The 17729-nt window shown below is 71.8% G+C and carries 20 protein-coding genes; 5 read left to right on the forward strand and 15 right to left on the reverse strand.

The window, feature by feature from the left end; translation table 11 throughout:
* Window positions 1-2 precede the first annotated feature (2 nt).
* From ETU37_RS04950 to ETU37_RS04965, 4 genes are read right to left on the reverse strand one after another with little or no spacing between them, the layout of a single operon-like run.
* The gene (locus ETU37_RS04950; protein ID WP_129985926.1) at window positions 3-977 is read right to left on the reverse strand and encodes a glycine betaine ABC transporter substrate-binding protein; all 975 of its coding nucleotides are present in this window, start codon (window positions 975-977) and stop codon (window positions 3-5) included.
* Window positions 977-1777, reverse strand: a complete 801-nt coding sequence (locus ETU37_RS04955; protein ID WP_129985928.1) for an ABC transporter permease — start codon at window positions 1775-1777, stop codon at window positions 977-979. Before ETU37_RS04955 ends, ETU37_RS04950 begins: the two co-directional genes overlap by 1 nt.
* Entirely contained in the window at window positions 1774-2955 is a 1182-nt protein-coding gene (locus tag ETU37_RS04960; RefSeq protein ID WP_129985930.1) for an ABC transporter ATP-binding protein, read from the reverse strand. The genes ETU37_RS04955 and ETU37_RS04960 overlap by 4 nt, the downstream gene beginning before the upstream one ends.
* Before the next feature lies 1 nt (window position 2956).
* Window positions 2957-3598: an ABC transporter permease gene (locus tag ETU37_RS04965; protein ID WP_129985932.1), complete on the reverse strand. Its 642-nt coding sequence runs from the start codon at window positions 3596-3598 to the stop codon at window positions 2957-2959.
* A 127-nt stretch (window positions 3599-3725) separates the two neighbouring features.
* On the opposite strand from ETU37_RS04965, the gene ETU37_RS04970 reads away from it, so the two are divergent.
* A complete protein-coding gene (locus ETU37_RS04970) occupies window positions 3726-4628 on the forward strand; it encodes a cobalamin-binding protein (RefSeq protein ID WP_129985933.1) in 903 nt (300 codons plus the stop codon).
* Between the two features lie 24 nt (window positions 4629-4652).
* On the opposite strand, the gene frdD is transcribed toward ETU37_RS04970, so the two are convergent.
* The 6 genes from frdD to ETU37_RS05000 all read right to left on the reverse strand — a co-directional run bounded on the left by frdD (window position 4653) and on the right by ETU37_RS05000 (window position 9603).
* A complete protein-coding gene (gene frdD / locus ETU37_RS04975; RefSeq protein WP_240755550.1) occupies window positions 4653-4994 on the reverse strand; it encodes a fumarate reductase subunit FrdD in 342 nt (113 codons plus the stop codon).
* A complete protein-coding gene (locus ETU37_RS04980) occupies window positions 4991-5380 on the reverse strand; it encodes a succinate dehydrogenase/fumarate reductase transmembrane subunit (protein ID WP_206053739.1) in 390 nt (129 codons plus the stop codon). Before ETU37_RS04980 ends, frdD begins: the two co-directional genes overlap by 4 nt.
* Entirely contained in the window at window positions 5377-6126 is a 750-nt protein-coding gene (locus ETU37_RS04985; protein ID WP_129985935.1) for a succinate dehydrogenase/fumarate reductase iron-sulfur subunit, read from the reverse strand. The genes ETU37_RS04980 and ETU37_RS04985 overlap by 4 nt, the downstream gene beginning before the upstream one ends.
* 2 nt (window positions 6127-6128) lie before the next feature.
* Window positions 6129-7883, reverse strand: coding sequence for a fumarate reductase (quinol) flavoprotein subunit (frdA, locus tag ETU37_RS04990; protein ID WP_129985937.1), 1755 nt, complete (start codon window positions 7881-7883; stop codon window positions 6129-6131).
* Window positions 7876-8103, reverse strand: coding sequence for a hypothetical protein (locus ETU37_RS04995; RefSeq protein WP_129985939.1), 228 nt, complete (start codon window positions 8101-8103; stop codon window positions 7876-7878). The genes frdA and ETU37_RS04995 overlap by 8 nt, the downstream gene beginning before the upstream one ends.
* Window positions 8104-8211: 108 nt before the next feature.
* On the reverse strand, window positions 8212-9603 hold the full coding sequence (locus ETU37_RS05000) for a cystathionine beta-synthase (protein ID WP_129985941.1): 1392 nt from the start codon (window positions 9601-9603) through the stop codon (window positions 8212-8214).
* A gap of 36 nt (window positions 9604-9639) precedes the next feature.
* Here ETU37_RS05000 and ETU37_RS05005 point away from each other — a divergent pair, with 36 nt between their 5' ends.
* Window positions 9640-10662, forward strand: coding sequence for an SGNH/GDSL hydrolase family protein (locus ETU37_RS05005; protein ID WP_129985943.1), 1023 nt, complete (start codon window positions 9640-9642; stop codon window positions 10660-10662).
* A gap of 81 nt (window positions 10663-10743) precedes the next feature.
* Here the strand turns inward: ETU37_RS05005 and ETU37_RS05010 are convergent, their stop codons facing one another.
* The 5 genes from ETU37_RS05010 to ETU37_RS05030 all read right to left on the reverse strand — a co-directional run bounded on the left by ETU37_RS05010 (window position 10744) and on the right by ETU37_RS05030 (window position 14218).
* Window positions 10744-11589, reverse strand: a complete 846-nt coding sequence (locus tag ETU37_RS05010) for a Bax inhibitor-1/YccA family protein (RefSeq protein ID WP_129985945.1) — start codon at window positions 11587-11589, stop codon at window positions 10744-10746.
* A gap of 143 nt (window positions 11590-11732) precedes the next feature.
* On the reverse strand, window positions 11733-13103 hold the full coding sequence (chrA, locus tag ETU37_RS05015; protein WP_129985947.1) for a chromate efflux transporter: 1371 nt from the start codon (window positions 13101-13103) through the stop codon (window positions 11733-11735).
* Window positions 13104-13112: 9 nt separating this feature from the next.
* Window positions 13113-13304, reverse strand: a complete 192-nt coding sequence (locus tag ETU37_RS05020; protein ID WP_129985949.1) for a hypothetical protein — start codon at window positions 13302-13304, stop codon at window positions 13113-13115.
* A complete protein-coding gene (locus tag ETU37_RS05025) occupies window positions 13301-13705 on the reverse strand; it encodes a phage holin family protein (RefSeq protein ID WP_129985951.1) in 405 nt (134 codons plus the stop codon). Before ETU37_RS05025 ends, ETU37_RS05020 begins: the two co-directional genes overlap by 4 nt.
* Window positions 13706-13741: 36 nt before the next feature.
* Entirely contained in the window at window positions 13742-14218 is a 477-nt protein-coding gene (locus ETU37_RS05030; RefSeq protein WP_129985953.1) for a winged helix-turn-helix transcriptional regulator, read from the reverse strand.
* A 63-nt stretch (window positions 14219-14281) separates the two neighbouring features.
* Between ETU37_RS05030 and ETU37_RS05035 the strand changes: the two genes are divergently transcribed.
* The 3 genes from ETU37_RS05035 (at window position 14282) to ETU37_RS05045 (ending at window position 17718) form a co-directional block, all read left to right on the forward strand.
* Entirely contained in the window at window positions 14282-15553 is a 1272-nt protein-coding gene (locus ETU37_RS05035) for an MFS transporter (RefSeq protein WP_129985955.1), read from the forward strand.
* Window positions 15554-15569: 16 nt separating this feature from the next.
* The gene (locus ETU37_RS05040; protein WP_129985957.1) at window positions 15570-17138 is read left to right on the forward strand and encodes an AMP-binding protein; all 1569 of its coding nucleotides are present in this window, start codon (window positions 15570-15572) and stop codon (window positions 17136-17138) included.
* Between the two features lie 79 nt (window positions 17139-17217).
* Window positions 17218-17718, forward strand: a complete 501-nt coding sequence (locus ETU37_RS05045) for a hypothetical protein (protein WP_129985959.1) — start codon at window positions 17218-17220, stop codon at window positions 17716-17718.
* Window positions 17719-17729 lie beyond the last annotated feature (11 nt).

The raw sequence follows: 17729 nt of genomic DNA on the forward strand, positions 1-17729 counted from the left end.
CGTCAGGAGGCGAGGAAGCCTTCCTTCTTCAGCCAGTCGTGGGCCACGTCGACCGGGTCGCGACCGTCGACGTCGACCTGGGCGTTGAGCTCGATCAGGGTCTTGTCGTCGAGCTTGGCCGACACCGGCGCGAACAGGTCCTTCAGCTCCGGGTGCTGGTCGAGCACCTCCTTGCGGAAGACCGTGGCGACGTTGTACTTGGGGAAGAACTGCCGGTCGTCCTCCAGCACGGTGAGGTCGAGCGCCTTGATCCGGCCGTCGGTCGTGAAGATCTCACCGAAGTTGCACTCGCCCTTGTCGGTGGCGGCGTAGATGGCACCGGTGGCCAGCGTCTTGACGTTGCCCTGCGGGACCTCCTTGCCGAGCGGGAGGTCGTACTTCTCGAGCATCGGCTGGAAGCCGTCGTTACGGTTCTTGAACTCCGACTCGACGCAGAAGGTGCGCTGGTCGACGGGCAGGTCGGCGATCTCGGACAGCTTGGTGATGCCGAGCTTCTTCAAGGTCTCGGCCGGCGTCGCGAAGCCGTAGGTGTTGTTCATCGGCGCGGGCTTCGCCCAGACGAGGTCGTTCTTCTTCAGCTCCTCGTCGCGGACGGCTTCGTACTGCTTCTGCTCGTCGGGGATCGGCTTGGTGTGGCCGAGGTAGCTGATCCAGGCGGTGCCGGTGTACTCCCACTCCATGTCGACCTGGCCGTCGATCTGCGCGTAGCGCGCGCTGGCGCTGCCCGGGATGTTGGTCAGGTCGGTCACGTCCGCGCCCGCCGACTGCAGCAGGATCACCGCGATCTTGCCGAGGACCAGCTGCTCGGTGAAGTTCTTCGAGCCCACGCTGACGCTGGCGCCACCGAGGTCGACGTCCTGCACCGGACCGTCGAGCTTCCCGGACGGTGAGAACCCCGCGGCGGTGCCGAGACCGCACCCGGCGGTCACGGCGAGGCAGGCGGTGGCGGCGACGGCAGCCAGCGAGCGACGGAGCATCACAGTCCCTTCGGCCGGGCGATCGTCTCGAGGACGCGGCCGGCCCAGTCGACGAGCAGGGCGAGCAGGGCGATGAGCAGGCCGCCGCTGACCAGGACCGACGTGCGGAACAGCGTGATGCCGGTCTGGATCAGGGCGCCGAGCCCGCCGGCGTCGATGAAGGTCGCGAACGACGCGACGCCGACGACGAGCACGAGCGCGGTGCGGGCACCGGCCATGATCACGGGTACGGCGAGCGGCAGCTCGATCCGGAACAGCACGCCGGCGCCGGACATGCCCATGCCCCGGCCGGCCTCGACGAGCGTCGGGTCGACGCCCTGCAGACCGACGATGGTGTTGCGCAGCACCGGGAGGACGCCGTACAGGGTGAACGCGAGGACGCCGGTCCAGAAGCCGAAGCCGAGCCAGATCGCGAACAGAACCACGAGCCCGATCGCGGGCGCGGCCTGCCCGATGTTGGCGACACCGACGACGAGCGGGGAGGCGCGGCGGAAGCGGCCGCGCGTGAGCAGCACGCCCAGCGGGATCGCGGTGACCAGCACGAAGGCCGTGGTGACCAGTGAGATCTTGATGTGCTGCCAGGTGAGGTTCGCCAGGGTCCCCCAGGCGAGCTGCCGGGACTCGATCGAGTCGAGGTCGGCGCTCGCCCGCCACCACGCCCACAGCGCGAACGTGATCGCCACCAGCGCCGGCAGCGCGGTCAGCAGGATGACCTGCTCGCGCGAGAGCCGGGAGCGGCGTCGCCGGGCGGCCGGCGCGGCCGGCTCGGTGGTGCGGGGTTCCTCGACGGTGGCCGTCATGCGGTCCCAGCCGCCTCGCGCTCGGCGGCCTCGCCGGCGTCCTGGATCTGCTGGGTGACCGTGGCGAAGTCGACGACGCCGAGGAACTCGTCGCGGCGCCCGGTGACGATCGCAGCGCCGTGGCTGGAGGTCAGCATGTCGTCGAGCGCGTCGTTGAGCGTCGCGCGGCGGTCGACGCCGAGGATCTCGTCGGTGCGCGGCTCCGGCACGGTCTCGGCGGCCCGGAGGTCGCGCAGCCAGGTCCAGCCTCGTGGCCGCTTGCGGGAGTCGAGGACGACCACGGAGGAGTGCCCGGCCTGCTCGGCGCGCGCGAGCGCGTCGCGGCTGGACTCACCGACCGTGACGGTCGTCCACGGCGAGAGCTCGACGTCGCTGACGCGCGCGAGCGTGAGCTGCTTGAGCGAGGAGCCGGCGCCGACGAAGTCCTCGACGAACTCGTCGGCAGGCGCGGCGAGGATGTTGGCGGGGGTGTCGTACTGGGCGACCCTCGCCCCCTCCTGGAGGATGCAGATCCGGTCGCCGAGCTTGATCGCCTCGTCGATGTCGTGGGTGACGCAGACGATGGTCTTTCCCAGCTCCGACTGGATCGACATCAGCTCGTCCTGCAGCCGCTGCCGGGTGATCGGGTCGACGGCGCCGAACGGCTCGTCCATCAGCACCACCGGCGGGTCGGCGGCGAGCCCGCGGGCGACACCGACGCGCTGCTGCTGCCCGCCGGAGAGCTCGCGGGGATAGCGGTCGCGGTAGCGGCCGGCGTCGAGGCTGACCAGGTCGAGCAGCTCGTCGACCCGCTCGTCTGCCTTCTTCTTGTCCCAGCCGAGCAGGCCCGGAACGAGCGCGATGTTCTGCGCGACCGTCATGTGCGGGAACAGGCTGCCGCCCTGGATGACGTAGCCGATGTGGCGGCGAAGGTCGTCGACCTTCTGCGAGCGGACGTCCTCGCCGTCGATCGTGATGGTGCCGGAGGTCGGCTCGATGAGCCGGTTGATCATCTTCAACGACGTGGTCTTGCCGCATCCCGACGGGCCGACGAACATCACGATCTCGCCGGCGGGGATGTGCAGGCTGAGCCCGTCGACGGCCGGCGTCTGCTGCCCGGCGTACTTCTTGGTGACGTCCTTCAGCTCGAGGTCGACGCCACTGACGCCGTCGGGGTGCTGCTGGGAATGGTCGTTCATCTCAGACACGGATCCCCTTCGAGGTGGTGAGGCGGCCGAACAGGAGCAGGAGCAGGTCGAGCACGAGCGCGAGGACCACGACGCCGACGGTGCCGACCAGCGCGGAGTGGAGGGCGTTGGCGCTGCCGATCTGCTCGAGGCCGCTGAAGATGTAGGTGCCGAGACCGGGGCCGAGCACGATCGCGGCGATCGCGGCGACGCCCATGGTCATCTGCGTGGACGTGCGGACGCCGGCCAGGATGACCGGCCACGCGAGTGGGAGCTGGACGCGCACGAGCGTGCTGACCGGGTCCATGCCCATGCCGCGCGCCGACTCCAGCAGCGTGCGGTCGACGCCCTGGAGCCCGACGACCGCGTTGCGCAGGATCGGCAGCACGGCGTAGAAGGTCACCGCGGCGACGGCGGGACCGGTGCCGAGGCTCAGCAGCGGCAGCAGGAAGCCGAGCAGCGCGAACGACGGCAGGGTGAGCCCGATCGCGCTGACGGCGTTGGCGACGCCCTCCAGCCGGGGCACGCGGGTGACCAGCACGGCCAGCGCGAAGGCCAGGACCGTGGCGAGCACGACGCACTGCACGACGAGCGAGGTGTGCTGGTAGGCACCGAACGCGATGTCGGCGCGCTCCTGGACGAGGTAGTCCCACACGAGGTGCGCTCAGCTCCCGAGAGTCGACGACGGGTCCTGATCCAACGTGCCCGAGCAACTCGGGTTCAAACACCGTGTGACATCGCTCCGGGGGCACCCGGGGGTACGGCGTGCGAGGCTGTCAGCCATGCGGATCGTGTCCCTGCTGCCCTCGACGACCGAGATCCTGTTCGACCTCGGGGCCGGTGACGACGTGGTCGGGGTGACGTTCGAGTGCGACCACCCCGTCGAGGCCCGCACCCGGACGATCGTGTCCACCAGCGCGATGCCCGAGGGTCTGACGACGAGGGAGATCGACGCCTGGGTCGCGGCGGCGCTGCACCGCGGCGAGGACCTCTACCACCTCGACGCGGGCGCGCTGTCCGGGCTCGACGCCGACCTCGTCGTGACCCAGGACCTCTGCGCCGTCTGCGCGGTCGACGTGTCCGTCGTCGACGACGCGCTCGCCCACCTGGGCTGCACGGCCGAGGTCCTCACGATCGACCCGCACACGCTCGACGAGGTGCTCGCGTCGGTCGAGACGCTCGGCAAGGCCACCGGCACCGAGACCACGGCATCGGAGCTGGTCACGTCGCTGCGCAGCCGGCTCGACGAGGTGGCCCGACGCGTCGCGGGACGTCCTCGCCCGCGCACCCTGCTGCTGGAGTGGACCGAGCCGCCGTTCGCTCCCGGCCACTGGGTGCCCGACATGGTCGCGCTCGCCGGTGGCGAGTCCGTGCTCGGCACGCCGGGCGAGAAGTCGTTCCGCACCACCTGGCAGGCCGTGACGGAGGCGCGCCCGGAGGTCGTGGTGTGCGCGCCGTGCGGCTACGACCTCGACGGGTCGGCGGCGCTCGCCGCGCAGCTCGTCGCGTCGGGGGCGCTGCCGGACGCCGTACCGGTGTGGGCGGTGGACGCCAACGCGTCCTTCGCGCGACCGGGCCCGCGGCTGGTCGACGGCGTCGAGGCACTGGCCGGGATCCTGCACCCGGAGGCCTTCGCCGACCTGCCGGCGAGCCCGATCGCGCGGCGCGTCCGTGACGGCGGCTGACCGAGCCGCCCGCCGGCCAGGCCTTCAGAGCAGTACGGCGAGGGCGAGGACCGTGCCCACGGCGGCGCCGCCGTAGCAGAGCAGCGCGACCGCGCGACGGGCCTTGATCTGCAGGCCGTCGTAGAGCGTGTAGCGGAAGCGGTGCGCGCTGTGCACCAGCAGCAGCACGAAGAACCCGAGCAGGAACAGCACCGTCAGCGGGTGGCTCGTCACGGCACTCAGGTGAGCATGGCCGGGCGGGGTCATCCAGCCCAGCGGGAAGGCGAACGCGAACAGGAACGCGAGCACCGGCAGGAACACGGCGGCGAGCACGCCCCCGGCGCTGAACATCAGCCACACGAACGGCTCCAGGCGGCGCTTGGTCACAGGGTCACCAGCCAGACCACGAACGCGGACACCACGGCGAGCCCGACGTACTGGGACGCCATCACCGCCGCGGCCGGCACCCGGCGGCCGGCCACCCGGGCATCCATCGCCTTCGGGGTCAGCGCGAACCAGGTGACCGTGTGCAGCACCACGAACGCGAACGCGACCGCGTTGACCACGACGACCAGCGGGTGGGCGGCGAGGTCGAGGACGTCGCGGTAGGCCTCCTCGCCCCGCCCGATCGCCGACAGCAGGACCAGCAGGTACAGCACGAACCAGGCGACGAAGATGCTGCTCAGCTCGCGCATCACGAACAGGAAGTACGACGGCTTCCGCACCCACCACCAGGTCGACAGCGTGCGCCGGTAGGCCCGCACCTCGGTCATCGCGCACCCCGCGGGAGCAGCACCGCCATCACCGACTGCTTGGCCGCCTTCAGCTTGTAGCGCTGGATGGCGCCGGCCGGGTCCACGTGCTTGGGGCACACGCGCGTGCACTCACCGACGAACGTGCAGCCCCAGACCCCCTCGTGCTCGATCAGCACGTCGAGCCGCTCCCTGGCCCCCCGGTCACGCGAGTCGAGGTCGTAGCGCTCCGCCAGCGCGATCGCCGCCGGACCGATGAAGTCGGGGTCGAGCCCGTAGACCGGGCAGGCGGCGTAGCAGAGCATGCAGTTGATGCACATGCTGAACTGCTTGTAGGCGTCGAGCTCCTCCGGCGTCTGGAGGTACTCACCGTCGTCGACGGACTGCTCCTCGTCGCGGATGATCCACGGTTTCACGCGCGGCAGCTTCTCCATGAAGTCGGTCATGTCGATGACGAGGTCGCGCACGACGTGGAAGTTCGCCAGCGGCTCCACACGGATCGGGCCCGGGGCATGGTCGACGAGGAAGGTGCCGCACGTCAGCCGCGGCTCGCCGTCGACGTTCATCCCGCAGCTGCCGCAGATCCCCATCCGGCACGACCAGCGGAACGACAGGGTGGGGTCGAGCTCGTTCTTGACGTGGTTGAGGGCGTCCAGCACGGTCCACTCCGTGCGCAGCGGTACGTCGTACTCCTGCCAGCCGGGGCCCGGGTCGCTCTCGGGCCGGTACCTCGACACCCGCAGGCCGATGCTGCTCTCGGATCCCATGACTACCTCCCGTAGACCCGCTCGCCCGGCGGCCATCGCGTGATCGTCACCGGGACGGTGCCCACGCGCGGCGACCCGTCCGGGCCCCGGTGGACCAGCTGGTGCACGAGGAAGCGCTCGTCGTCGCGCGCCGGGAAGTCGGTGCGCTGGTGTGCTCCGCGGGACTCCTCACGCTCCAGCCCGGAGCGCAGGATGCACTCGGCCACGTCCAGCATGTTCGCGAGCTCCAGCGCTGCGACCAGCTCGGTGTTGAAGGACCGGCTCGTGTCGGCGACCCCCACCCCGGCCATCCGCTGCTGGAGCTCCGCCAGCGTGTCCACGCCCTTCTTCATCGCGGGCGCGGCCCGGTAGATGCCGGCACTCTCCTCCATCGTCGCCTGCATCTCGTCGCGGATCCGCGAGACGCGCTCGGTGCCGGCGCGGTGGCCGAGGAGCTCGCGCTCGAGCCGGCGCACCTCGTCGGCGGCCTGCGCGTGCACCGACGACGGCGCGGGTCGGGCGCCCGTTGCGTACGTCGCCGCGGCCCGTCCGGCGCGCGCTCCGAAGACCAGGCACTCGGGCAGGGAGTTCGACCCGAGCCGGTTGGCGCCGTTGATGCTGACGCAGGCGGTCTCCCCGGCGGCGTACAGCCCGGCGACCGGCGTCGCGCCGTGCAGGTCGGTGTGGACCCCGCCCATCATGTAGTGCACGACCGGCCGCACCGGGATCAGCTCGTGCACGGGGTCGATGCGCTCGTACTTCAGGCACAGCTCACGCACGAACGGGAGCTTGGCCTCGATCAGCTTCTCGCCGAGGTGGCGCAGGTCGAGGTGCACGATGGGCCCGTACGGCGAGTGGCTGGTGCGGCCCTTCTCCACCTCGTGCACGAAGGCCTGCGACAGCCTGTCCCTCGGCCCGAGCTCCATGCTGCGGAGCACCGGGGTCGGCGACGGGGTGCCGAGGTCGTAGTCCTGCAGGTAGCGGTAGCCGTCCCCGTTCAGCAGCCAGCCGCCCTCGGCGCGGGCCGCCTCGGTGATGAGGATGCCCGTGAAGGGCAGGCCGGTCGGGTGGTACTGGACGAACTCCATGTCCTTGAGCGGGGCTCCCGCCCGGTAGGCCAGCGCCATCCCGTCGCCGGTGTTGATGTTGGCGTTGGTGGTGAACGGGAAGACCTTGCCGCAGCCGCCGGTGCACAGGATGACGGCCTTGGCGCCGATGCTGTGGATCTTGCCGGTGGTGAGCTCGACGGCGACCACCCCGTGCACCCGGCCGTCGTCGACCAGCAGACGGGTGACGAAGCCTTCGTCGTACCGGGTCAGCCGGTCGTACTTCAAGGACGTCTGGAAGAGCGCGTGCAGCATGTGGAAGCCGGTCTTGTCCGCGGCGAACCAGGTGCGCATCCTCTTCATGCCGCCGAACGCACGCACCGCGACGTGACCGTCCGGCTGACGGCTCCACGGGCAGCCCCAGTGCTCGAGCTGCAGCAGCTCGCGCGGCGCCTCCTCGACGAACGCCTCGATGGCGTCCTGGTCGCCGAGCCAGTCGCTGCCCGAGACCGTGTCGTAGGCGTGCTCGTCGAGGGAGTCCCCCTCGGCGATGACCCCGGCGGCGCCGCCCTCGGCGGACACCGTGTGGCTGCGCATCGGGTAGACCTTCGACACGACGGCGACGTCGAGCCGCGGGTCGGTCTCGGCGATGGCGATGGCGGCCCGCAGGCCGGCGCCGCCACCACCGACGAGGAGCACGTCGTGCGTGGCGGCGAACCCGCCGTCACTCACCGCGCAGCTCCTCGTCGACGAGCACCTTGCCGCGGTGGTTCACCACCAGGCGATGGACGCTGCCGTCGTGGAACTCCTCCTTGGAGCTGCGACAGCCGCAGGCGTAGGTCACCTCCTCGGCGAACAGGCCCTGCTCGTCCTCGGAGACGGAGCGCTCACCGGACTTGAGCTGTCCGCAAGGAGCGAGTGTCGGCTCGAAGCGCGTGATGGTCGACGTCACCGTGCACCTCCCGTGGCTCGGGGACCACGTTCCCGCCCCCAGAGTGCGCCTCGCGGGACGGGTTGGGAAGCACCCCTTTCGGGTGGTCGGGCACCGTCGGTCGAGCGGTCAGGCGCCGCTGGTGACCAGGTAGGCCAGCAGGTCCTGCCGGGTCACGACCCCGATGGGCTTGCCGTCCTCCTGGACGAGCAGCGCGTCGGCGCCCTCGAGCGTCGCGACCGCCTCCGACACCGACTCGTTGGAGCCGATCGTCGGCAGCGCCTTCTCCATGTGCTCCTCGACCGGGTCGGTGAGCCGGGCGTGGCCGGCATAGAGCGCGTCGAGCAGCGCCCGCTCCGACACCGACCCGGCCACCTCGGCCGCCACGATCGGCGGCTCCGCGCGGACCACGGGCATCTGCGAGACGCCGTACTCCTGGAGGATGTGCACGGCCTCGGCGATCGTCTCGTTGGGGTGGGTGTGCACGAGGTCGGGGATCTCGCCGCTCTTGCGGCGCAGCACGCCGCCGACGGTCTCCTCGCCCGAGGCGGGCAGGAAGCCGTACTGGGCGAGCCAGTCGTCGTTGAAGATCTTGGTGAGGTAGCCGCGGCCCGAGTCGGGCAGCAGCACCACGATCACGGCGTCCTTGCCCTCGGGCGTGCCGGCGAGCTCCTCGGCGAGCTTCGCGGCCGCGGCGACGGCCATGCCGCAGGAGCCGCCGACGAGCAGCGCCTCCTCGCGGGCGAGCCGCCGGGTCATTGCGAACGAGTCGGCGTCGGAGACCTCGATGACGCGATCGGCGATGTCGGGGTCGTACGTCGTGGGCCAGAAGTCCTCGCCGACGCCCTCGACGAGGTAGGGCCGGCCGGTGCCGCCGGAGTAGACCGAGCCCGCCGGGTCGGAGCCGACCACCCGGACGGCCGGGTTCTGCTCCTTGAGGTAGCGGCCGGTGCCGCTGATCGTGCCGCCGGTGCCCATGCCGGTGACGAAGTGCGTGACGCGACCGTCGGTCTGCTGCCAGATCTCCGGGCCGGTGGTCTCGTAGTGGGAGCGCGGGTTGTTGGGGTTGGAGTACTGGTCCGGCTTCCACGCGCCCTCGATCTCGCGGACGAGCCGGTCGGAGACGTTGTAGTAGGAGTCCGGGTGCTCCGGCGCGACGGCCGTCGGGCAGACCACCACCTCGGCGCCGTACGCCTTGAGCACGTTGCGCTTGTCCTCGCTGACCTTGTCGGGGCAGACGAAGACGCACTTGTAGCCCTTGGCCTGCGCCACGATCGCGAGCCCGACGCCGGTGTTCCCGGAGGTCGGCTCGACGATGGTGCCGCCGGGCTTGAGCGAGCCGTCCTGCTCGGCCGCCTCGACCATGCGCAGGGCGATGCGGTCCTTCACGGAGCCGCCGGGGTTGAGGTACTCGATCTTCGCGAGCACGAGGGGAGCGTCGTCGCCGGTGGGCACGACGTGCTGGAGCCTGACGAGCGGGGTGTTGCCCACCAGGTCGAGGAGCGAGTTCACGTAGTCCACGGCGGGAGTCTAGGTGGCTTCCATAAAATGACGGACGTGGGGAAGGCTGCTGCGGCGCGACGGCTGGCGGCTGCCGCGGCGTACGGCGGCGGTGGCCTCTCCGTCGTGGGCGCGACCGTCTACGCCTTGCTCCGCGCCGAGGCGCTGCTCGCCCGCCGTGCGATCGGCCTGCCCAACGGCGACCCGCCCCAGGCGACCGGCTGGTACGGCCATGGCCGACCCGGTCCCGCCCTCAAGATGGTCCTGCTCGGCGACTCCTCGGCGGCCGGGTACGGCGTCGACATCGTCCAGCAGACCCCCGGAGCGCACCTCGCCTCCGGTCTCGCCGAGGCCACCGACCAGCGGGTGTACCTGCGCTCGGTCGCCCGCGTGGGGGCGCAGAGCCGGGACCTCGCGGGCCAGGTCGACGAGGCGCTCGCGGTCGAGCCCGACGTCGCCGTCGTCCTGATCGGCGCCAACGACGTCACCCACACCCGCCCGCAGTCGGAGTCGATGCGGCTGCTGTCCGAGGCGGTGCGCCGGTTCCGCGAGGCGAACGTCGAGGTGGTCGTCGGGACCTGCCCCGACCTCGGCACGATCGAGCCGATCGCCCCTCCCCTGCGCCAGCTCGCCCGCGTGCTGTCGCGACGGTTGGCGGCCGGCCAGGCGATCGCGGTCGTCGAGGCCGGCGGCCGCACCGTGTCGTTGGGCTCGATCCTGGGCCCCGAGTTCGCGGCGACGCCGAGCCTGTTCTTCGGTCCCGACCGGTTCCACCCGTCGGCGGCCGGCTACTCCTCGCTGGCCTCGGTGCTGCTGCCGTCGGTGCTCGCCGCGCTCGGCGAGATCCCCGACGAGGAGCTGACGCCCGTGGCGGCCCGCGGCGACACGGTGCTGCCGATCTCCGAGGCCGCCGTGGAGGCCGCGAAGGTGCCCGGCACCGAGCTCGGCGGGACCGAGATCGCCGGCCAGAAGCGCGGCGCGCTCGGCCGCTGGGTGCAGCTGCGCCGCCGGCGCCGGCAGCCCGAGGCCGAGGCGGAGGCGCCGCGCGCGACCGACGAGGCGCCGGCTCCGGCCTCCTGAGACAGGTCCCGACACGAAGAAGGCCCCGCGGCGGCTGCCGCGGGGCCTCTCCTTGGGAGTGCTGGGTGCTGTGCTGCTCGGTCAGTCGTTGCCGCGCAGGATCGCGAGGATCCGGAGCATCTCGATGTAGATCCAGATGATCGTGACGGTCAGGCCGAACGCCGCACGCCACGACTCACGCTCGGGCAGGCGCGCCGCGATGCCGCGCTCGACGAAGTCGAAGTCGAGGATCAGCATGAGCACGCCGAGGCCCAGGCCGATGAGGCTGGCGATGAAGCCGATCGTGCCGAAGCCGTTGAACCCGAACGACGCGCCGAAGAAGCTCAGCACGAAGTCGAAGAGCGAGACGGCGACGAAGCCGAACAGCGCGGCGACGGTCCACTTGCGGAACTTGTCGCTGACCTGGATGTTGAAGAACTTGTAGGCCGCGAGCGTGCCGGCGACCGCGGCGAAGGTGCCGACGACGGCACCCATCACGAGGCCGCCACCGAAGTTGGCCTCCATCGCCTTGGAGAACGCGCCGACGAAGACGCCCTCGACGGCGGCGTACGCGAGCACGAGGCCCGGCGAGACGACCTTCTTGAACGAGTTGACCATCGCCAGCCCGAAGCCGACGAGGGCACCGAACATCGACAGGGCGTAGAGCGTCGGGATCGACTCAGCGGTGATCGGGCCGGTCAGGATCCACGTCGCGGCCGCGATCACGATGGTCGTTCCCAGCGTGATGCCGGTCTTCTGGACGACCGAGTCGATCGTCATCGGGCCGGTCGAGACCGGGGCCTGGGTCTGCTGCGGAGCGTCGTAGCCAGCGCCCTGGCCGTAGGCCGGAGCCGGGGGTGCGTCGTAGCCGGGGTAGCTCATGCCGCTCGAGGAGCCACGGCCGTTGAAGCCCTCGCTCCTGGCGAACACGGGATTGCTGCTGCGCATCGTGTGGTCTCCTCCTTGGAGGCCTGGGGGTGTTCCGGTCTGGAACGTCCCCGTGGGTGTGCGAGTCCAATCCTACGGACCCGCTGTTCGTTCAACGACCGTGCGCAGGCAACGGTTCCATGAGAAGACGCGGTGGCGCGCCCCTAGAGGACGAGCGTGAGGACCAGTCCCAGCGCCGCGCAGACCCCCAGGGTGCGCAGCACGCTCCAGCCGGCCCTGAGCAGGAGGAACGCCGCCAGCAGCGCCACGACGACCGCCACCCAGTCGAGGGTGGCGAGGACGGGAAGCTCGACGGTGAAGGGGCCGAGCGCGACGTCGCGGGAGGCGTCGAACAGCGTGTGCGTGGCGAAGTAGACACCCAGGTTGGCGATCACGCCGACGACGGCGGCGGTGATCCCGGTCATCGCGGCGGAGAGGGTGGCGTTGCCGCGCAGGCGTTCGACGTACGGCGCGCCGAGGAAGATGAACAGGAAGCAGGGCACGAACGTCACCCACGTGGTGAGCAGCGACGCGAGGACGCCGGCGACCCAGGGGTCGAGCGAGCCGGGGTCGCGGAAGGCGCCGAGGAACGCCACGAACTGCACCACCATGATCAGCGGCCCGGGCGTGGTCTCGGCCAGCGCGAGCCCGCGCGCCATCTCCCCCGGCGCCAGCCAGCCGTAGACCTCCACCGCCTTCTGGGCGACGAAGGCGAGCACCGCGTAGGCACCGCCGAACGTGACGAGCGCGGTGCCGCTGAAGAAGAGGCCCTGCTGGGCGTAGACGCTGTCGCCGCCGGCGAGGGCCGCGGCGAGGGCGACCGGGAGCAGCCAGACCGGCAGGCCGATGCCCAGCACGACGGCCGCGCGGCGCCAGGTCGGGCGGACGGTGTGCAGGGCGTCGTCGGGGACGACCGGGGCCGGCGCGTCGGGGTCGGCGCTCTCCGCCGGCATCGCCACGACCGCGGGACGCCAGCGGTGCAGGGCGACCCCGGCCAGGCCGGCGGCGAGCACGACCAGCGGGAACGGCAGGTGCAGCACCGCCAGCGCGACGAACGCGGCGACCGCGAGCCCGACCAGCGCCGGGTGGCGCAGCACCCGCCTGCCGACACGGACGACCGCCTGCACGACCACGGCCAGGACCGCGGGCGCGAGGCCCGCGAACAGGCCGGCGACGAAGGCGGTCTCGCCGAACCCGGCGTACAGCGCCGAGAGCGCCAGCAGCGCGACCAGGCCGGGCAGCACGAACAGCACCCCGGCGATCAGGCCACCGACGGCTCCGTTGAGCAACCAGCCGACGTACACGGCGAGCTGCTGCGCCTCGGGGCCGGGCAGCAGCATGCAGTAGTTGAGCGCGTGCAGGAACCGGCGCTCCCCGATCCAGCGGTTCTCGTCGACCATGCTGCGGTGCATCACCGCGATCTGGCCGGCCGGCCCGCCGAAGGTCTGCAGCGAGATCAGGAACCAGGCGCGGGTGGCCACGCGCAGCGGGACCAGGTGCCCGTCCCCGATGTCCCGAGAAAGTCCACTGACCATGTGGACAATCTAGCGGCGTTTCCTCCACACGAGAACAGCGACCCCGAGGGTGAGAGCGACCGCGGCGACGATCGCCGCCGGGCGCTTCTTCGCCTCGATGTTCTGCTGGAGGTGGTCGACCGTCTGGGCGAGCTGCTCGCGGTTGCGCTCGACCTCGGCCTGCGCGGCGGCGACCGCGGGGTCGACGTGGGTGGAGCTCATCGGCTGTGCCCTCCCTTGATGGTCTCGACGTCCTGCTTGACTCCCTCGACGGCGCGCTCGGGCGCCGGCGGCGTCGCCTGCGACACCTTGCCCTTGCCGACGACGGCGGCGATGCCCGCGGCGGCGAACAGCACCACCGCGACGATCAGCGCCGCGCCCCAGGCGGGCAGGACGAGGGCCAGCGCGAGGATGGCCGTGGCGATGAGGACCCCGAGCCCGAACAGCCCGAGGATGCCGGCCGCGCCGAACATCCCGGCGCCGACGCCGGCGGCCTTGCCCTTGGCGGTGAGCTCGGCCTTGGCCAGCTCGACCTCGCTGCGGACCAGCGCGCTGGTCTGCTCACTCAGGTCGTGCACCAGGGCGCCGAGCGTCTCCCTGTCGGTGTCGTGCGGTGCGCTCATGTGGTTCGAGTGCCCACACCACCCCCGGGTAAACCCCTACCGCACCAGCGGGACGAGCCGGGACGGGTCGCGCGGCTTGCGCCACGAGACGGTCGCGGGGCTGAGCGGCTCGCCGCAGGACGTGCACGTGTCGGCGCTCGCGGTCTCGCGTCCGCAGCGGTCGTGCACGACGTGCATCACGCCGCTGCCCCGCGGGCGGTGCCGCTCACCCCAGAGCACGAGCGCGTTGAGCAGCGGCAGCAGGTCGGCCCCCGCGTCGGTCAGCACGTAGCCGTCCCGCGTGCGCTGGCCGTCGCGGTACGGCGTCCGCTCGAGGAGCCCGGCGTCGACCATGCCGGCGAGCCGCTTGGCCAGCACGCTGTCGGCCACGCCGAGGCGCGCCCGGAACTCGTCGTACCGGGTGACGCCCTGGAACGCCTCGCGCAGCACGAGCAGCACCCACGGGTCGCCGACGACGTCGAGCGAGCGGGCGATCGGGCAGGTCGCCTCGGACCAGTCGGAGCGCAGCGGCATGGTGCGTGTCCGTTCCTCGGAACTCGGATGTTGACTTCTTTCAAGAGAGTCTAGTCTCTCCCCATGGCCACGATCACCCCCGTCCGCCGCGGCGTGCACCCCGCCTGGCTCGTCGCCGCCGTCGCGTTCGTGGCGCTGATCGGGGCCGCCGGGTTCCGCGCCGCGCCCGGCGTGCTGATGGTGCCCCTGCAGGACGAGTTCGGCTGGAGCCGCGGCGTGCTGTCGCTGGCGGTGGGCGTCAACCTGGTGCTGTTCGGGCTCACCGCGCCGTTCGCGGCCGCCCTGATGGACCGCTTCGGCATCCGCCGGGTCACCTCGGTGGCCCTGACGCTGATCGCCTTCGGGGCGGGCCTGACGGTCTTCGTCCAGCAGAGCTGGCAGATCGTGCTCACCTGGGGCGTGCTGATCGGGCTCGGCACCGGGTCGATGGCGCTGGTGTTCGCGGCCACCGTCGCCAACCGCTGGTTCGTGACGCGGCGCGGCCTGGTGATGGGCATCCTCACCGCGGGCAGTGCGACCGGCCAGCTCGTCTTCCTGCCGATCGTCGCCGCCACCGCCGAGGTGGCCGGCTGGCGCACCGCCTCCCTGGTCATCGCCGCAGCCGCCCTCGCGGTCGTCCCGCTCGTGTGGCTCGTGCTGCGCGACCACCCCAGCGACCTCGGCGTCATGGCGTACGGCGCGTCGGAGCCCACGCCCCGGCCGGTCCCGCACCCGGCCGGCGCCGCCCGCGCCGCGATCCAGGCGTTCCGCGACGCCTCGCACAGCCGCACCTTCTGGGCGCTGATGGCCGGCTTCGCGATCTGCGGCGCCACCACCAACGGGCTGATCGGCACCCACTTCGTGCCCGCCGCCCACGACCACGGCATGGCGCAGACGACCGCCGCCGGCCTGCTCGCCGTCGTCGGCATCTTCGACATCGTCGGCACGGTCGCCTCCGGCTGGCTCACCGACCGGTTCGACCCCCGCCTGCTGCTGGGCTTCTACTACTTCTTCCGCGGCGTCGGCCTGGCGCTGCTGCCGGTGCTGCTCAACGACGCCGTGCACCCGAGCATGGTCGCCTTCGTGGTGATCTACGGCCTGGACTGGGTGGCCACCGTGCCGCCGACCGTCGCGCTGTGCCGCAACGTCTTTGGCGACTCCGGCACGGTGGTGTTCGGCTGGGTGTTCGCGTCGCACCAGGTCGGTGCCGCGCTCGCCTCGGTGGCCGCCGGCTTCGCGCGCGACGCGACCGGGACCTACACGGCCGCCTGGTTCAGCGCCGCCGCGCTCTGCGTCGTGGCGGCCGCGCTGTCGGTCGGGATCCGTCGGGACGCGCGGCACCCCGTCACGGGGTGAGCCCTATCTTCGAGGGATGGATGCTGCGCTCGGCCTTGCTCCCCTGACCCCGCTCGCCCAGCTCGACCGGGCCGCGGACTACTTCCCCGACCGGGTCGCCTACCGCTTCGAGGGCGCGTCGACCACCTACGCCGGGCTCCGCGAGCAGGTACGGCGGGCGGCGGGGCTGCTGGTCGAGGCCGGTGTGCGGCGCGGGGACCGGGTGGCGGTGCTGGCGCGCAACGTGCCCGTCGCGCTGCTCGCGCACTTCGCGGTGCCGTGGGCCGGCGGCGTGCTGGTCGCGCTCAACCACCGGCTCGCCGCCGGCGAGCTGCACGGCATCCTCGAGCACGCCGAGCCGCGGCTGCTCGTCGCCGAGCAGGACCTCGCGGACCTCGCGGACGACGCCGTCGCGGGTCTCGACCTCCCGGTGCTGCCCGACTCCGCGCTCCTGACGGCGGCCGTGTCATCGGCGGACGCCGTACCCGAGCGGCACGGGGTCACCGACGAGCTCGACCTGATCACCCTCAACTACACGAGCGGCACGACCGGTTCGCCGAAGGGCGTGATGTACCGGCACCGCGGCGCCGCCCTGCAGTCGATCGCGATGGCGTACCACCTGCGGCTGGAGATGGACTCGGTCTACCTCTGGACGCTGCCGATGTTCCACTGCAACGGCTGGTCGTTCCCGTGGGCGGTCGCCGCGGCCGGCGCGACGTCGCTGTGCACCGGCACCACCGACCCGGAGCAGCTGTGGCAGCTGATCCGGGACGAGACGGTCACCCACTTCTGCGCCGCGCCGACCCTGCTGACCAGCCTGCTGACGTCGCCCGCCGCGGCCCCGGTGGAGCAGCCCCTCACCGTGGCCACCGGCGGTGCCCCGCCGACCCCGGCGCTGATCCGGCGGGCCGAGCAGCTCGGCCTGCACGTGGTGCACCTCTACGGGCTGACCGAGACCTACGGCCCCTCGCTGATCTGCGACTGGCAGCCGGAGTGGGACGGGCTGCCCGAGGACGAGCAGGCCGAGAAGCTGTCCCGGCAGGGCATCCCCAACGTCATGGGCGCGACGGTCACCCTGGAGCCGGTGCCGGGCGACGACGGCCGGGGGCTCGCCGAGCTGACGATCGCCGGCAACACGGTGATGGCGGGCTACTACCGCGACGACGCGGCGACGGCCGCGGCCACGGTCGGCGACGACCGGTTCCGCACCGGCGACCTCGGCGTGCAGCACGACGACCGCTACTTCCAGCTCCAGGACCGGGCGAAGGACGTCATCATCAGCGGCGGCGAGAACATCTCCTCGATCGAGGTCGAGCGGGTCCTCGCCGAGCACCCCGCCGTCAGCGAGTCGGCGGTGGTCGCCCGGCCGGACGAGACGTGGGGCGAGGTGCCCGTCGCGTTCGTGACGCTGAGCGACGACGCCGGCGACGTCTCCGAGGACGAGCTGATCGAGTTCGTGAAGTCCCGGATCGCGCGCTACAAGGCGCCCAAGCACGTGGTGTTCGGGCCGCTACCGAAGACGGCGACCGGCAAGATCCAGAAGTTCGAGCTGCGGACCCGGGTCGGCGAGCAGCCCGCGGGCCCCGGGGCAGATACGCCGCGCTGAGGATGTCACCCGCGGCGCAGCGGTCCTACGCTGCGCGCTGGAGGCCCCGTCGTACCCCAGACCAGACCTGGAGGTCGACATGTCCGCTTCGCCCCGCCGCAGTGCCGCCGCCTTCGCCCTCGGCATCCTCGCCGCGCTGACGGCCGGTGTCCTGCTCAACCAGTCCACGGCGTCGGGGGCGTCGCCGAGCGACCTCTCGTTGCGCTACGAGGGGGCGACCTTCCGGTACGTCGACGCGCCACCGCTGCAGGGGCCCGACGAGTTCGCCCCCTCGCCCGGCGACTCGTTCGTGCTCACCAACCACCTGTTCCGCGGCAAGGACAAGGTCGGGAACCTGGCCGCCACCTGTGCTGTGGTCAAGGGCGCGACCGTTCCCGAGGACTCCCGGCTGCTCTGCTACGGCGTCTACACGCTTCCTGGCGGCACGGTCAGCGGCATCACCACCACACGGCTCGGCGGTGCGAACACGGTCATCTCGATCACCGGCGGGACCGGCCGCTACGTCGGCGCCCAGGGTGTCGCGGTGGAGCACAGCACCGGTGAGGACACCGGCACGGTGCACGTCGACTTCACGGGGTGACGCCGGTGAGC

The sequence above is a fragment of the Nocardioides iriomotensis genome (assembly GCF_004168035.1).
Lineage (GTDB): Bacteria > Actinomycetota > Actinomycetes > Propionibacteriales > Nocardioidaceae > Nocardioides_B > Nocardioides_B iriomotensis.

What these genes read in the sequence shown, in the direction of transcription:
- ETU37_RS05030 (WP_129985953.1), bottom strand. Translation starts at nt 14,218, where the DNA reads ATGCCGCTGCGCTCCGACTGGTCCGAGGCGACCTGCCCGATCGCCCGC.
- ETU37_RS05035 (WP_129985955.1), top strand. Translation starts at nt 14,282, where the DNA reads ATGGCCACGATCACCCCCGTCCGCCGCGGCGTGCACCCCGCCTGGCTC.
- ETU37_RS05010 (WP_129985945.1), bottom strand. Translation starts at nt 11,589, where the DNA reads ATGCGCAGCAGCAATCCCGTGTTCGCCAGGAGCGAGGGCTTCAACGGC.
- ETU37_RS05045 (WP_129985959.1), top strand. Translation starts at nt 17,218, where the DNA reads ATGTCCGCTTCGCCCCGCCGCAGTGCCGCCGCCTTCGCCCTCGGCATC.
- ETU37_RS04950 (WP_129985926.1), bottom strand. Translation starts at nt 977, where the DNA reads ATGCTCCGTCGCTCGCTGGCTGCCGTCGCCGCCACCGCCTGCCTCGCC.
- ETU37_RS04960 (WP_129985930.1), bottom strand. Translation starts at nt 2,955, where the DNA reads ATGAACGACCATTCCCAGCAGCACCCCGACGGCGTCAGTGGCGTCGAC.
- ETU37_RS04955 (WP_129985928.1), bottom strand. Translation starts at nt 1,777, where the DNA reads ATGACGGCCACCGTCGAGGAACCCCGCACCACCGAGCCGGCCGCGCCG.
- ETU37_RS04980 (WP_206053739.1), bottom strand. Translation starts at nt 5,380, where the DNA reads ATGACCGAGGTGCGGGCCTACCGGCGCACGCTGTCGACCTGGTGGTGG.
- chrA (WP_129985947.1), bottom strand. Translation starts at nt 13,103, where the DNA reads ATGGTCAGTGGACTTTCTCGGGACATCGGGGACGGGCACCTGGTCCCG.
- ETU37_RS04985 (WP_129985935.1), bottom strand. Translation starts at nt 6,126, where the DNA reads ATGGGATCCGAGAGCAGCATCGGCCTGCGGGTGTCGAGGTACCGGCCC.
- ETU37_RS04970 (WP_129985933.1), top strand. Translation starts at nt 3,726, where the DNA reads ATGCGGATCGTGTCCCTGCTGCCCTCGACGACCGAGATCCTGTTCGAC.
- ETU37_RS05040 (WP_129985957.1), top strand. Translation starts at nt 15,570, where the DNA reads ATGGATGCTGCGCTCGGCCTTGCTCCCCTGACCCCGCTCGCCCAGCTC.
- ETU37_RS05025 (WP_129985951.1), bottom strand. Translation starts at nt 13,705, where the DNA reads ATGAGCGCACCGCACGACACCGACAGGGAGACGCTCGGCGCCCTGGTG.
- ETU37_RS05020 (WP_129985949.1), bottom strand. Translation starts at nt 13,304, where the DNA reads ATGAGCTCCACCCACGTCGACCCCGCGGTCGCCGCCGCGCAGGCCGAG.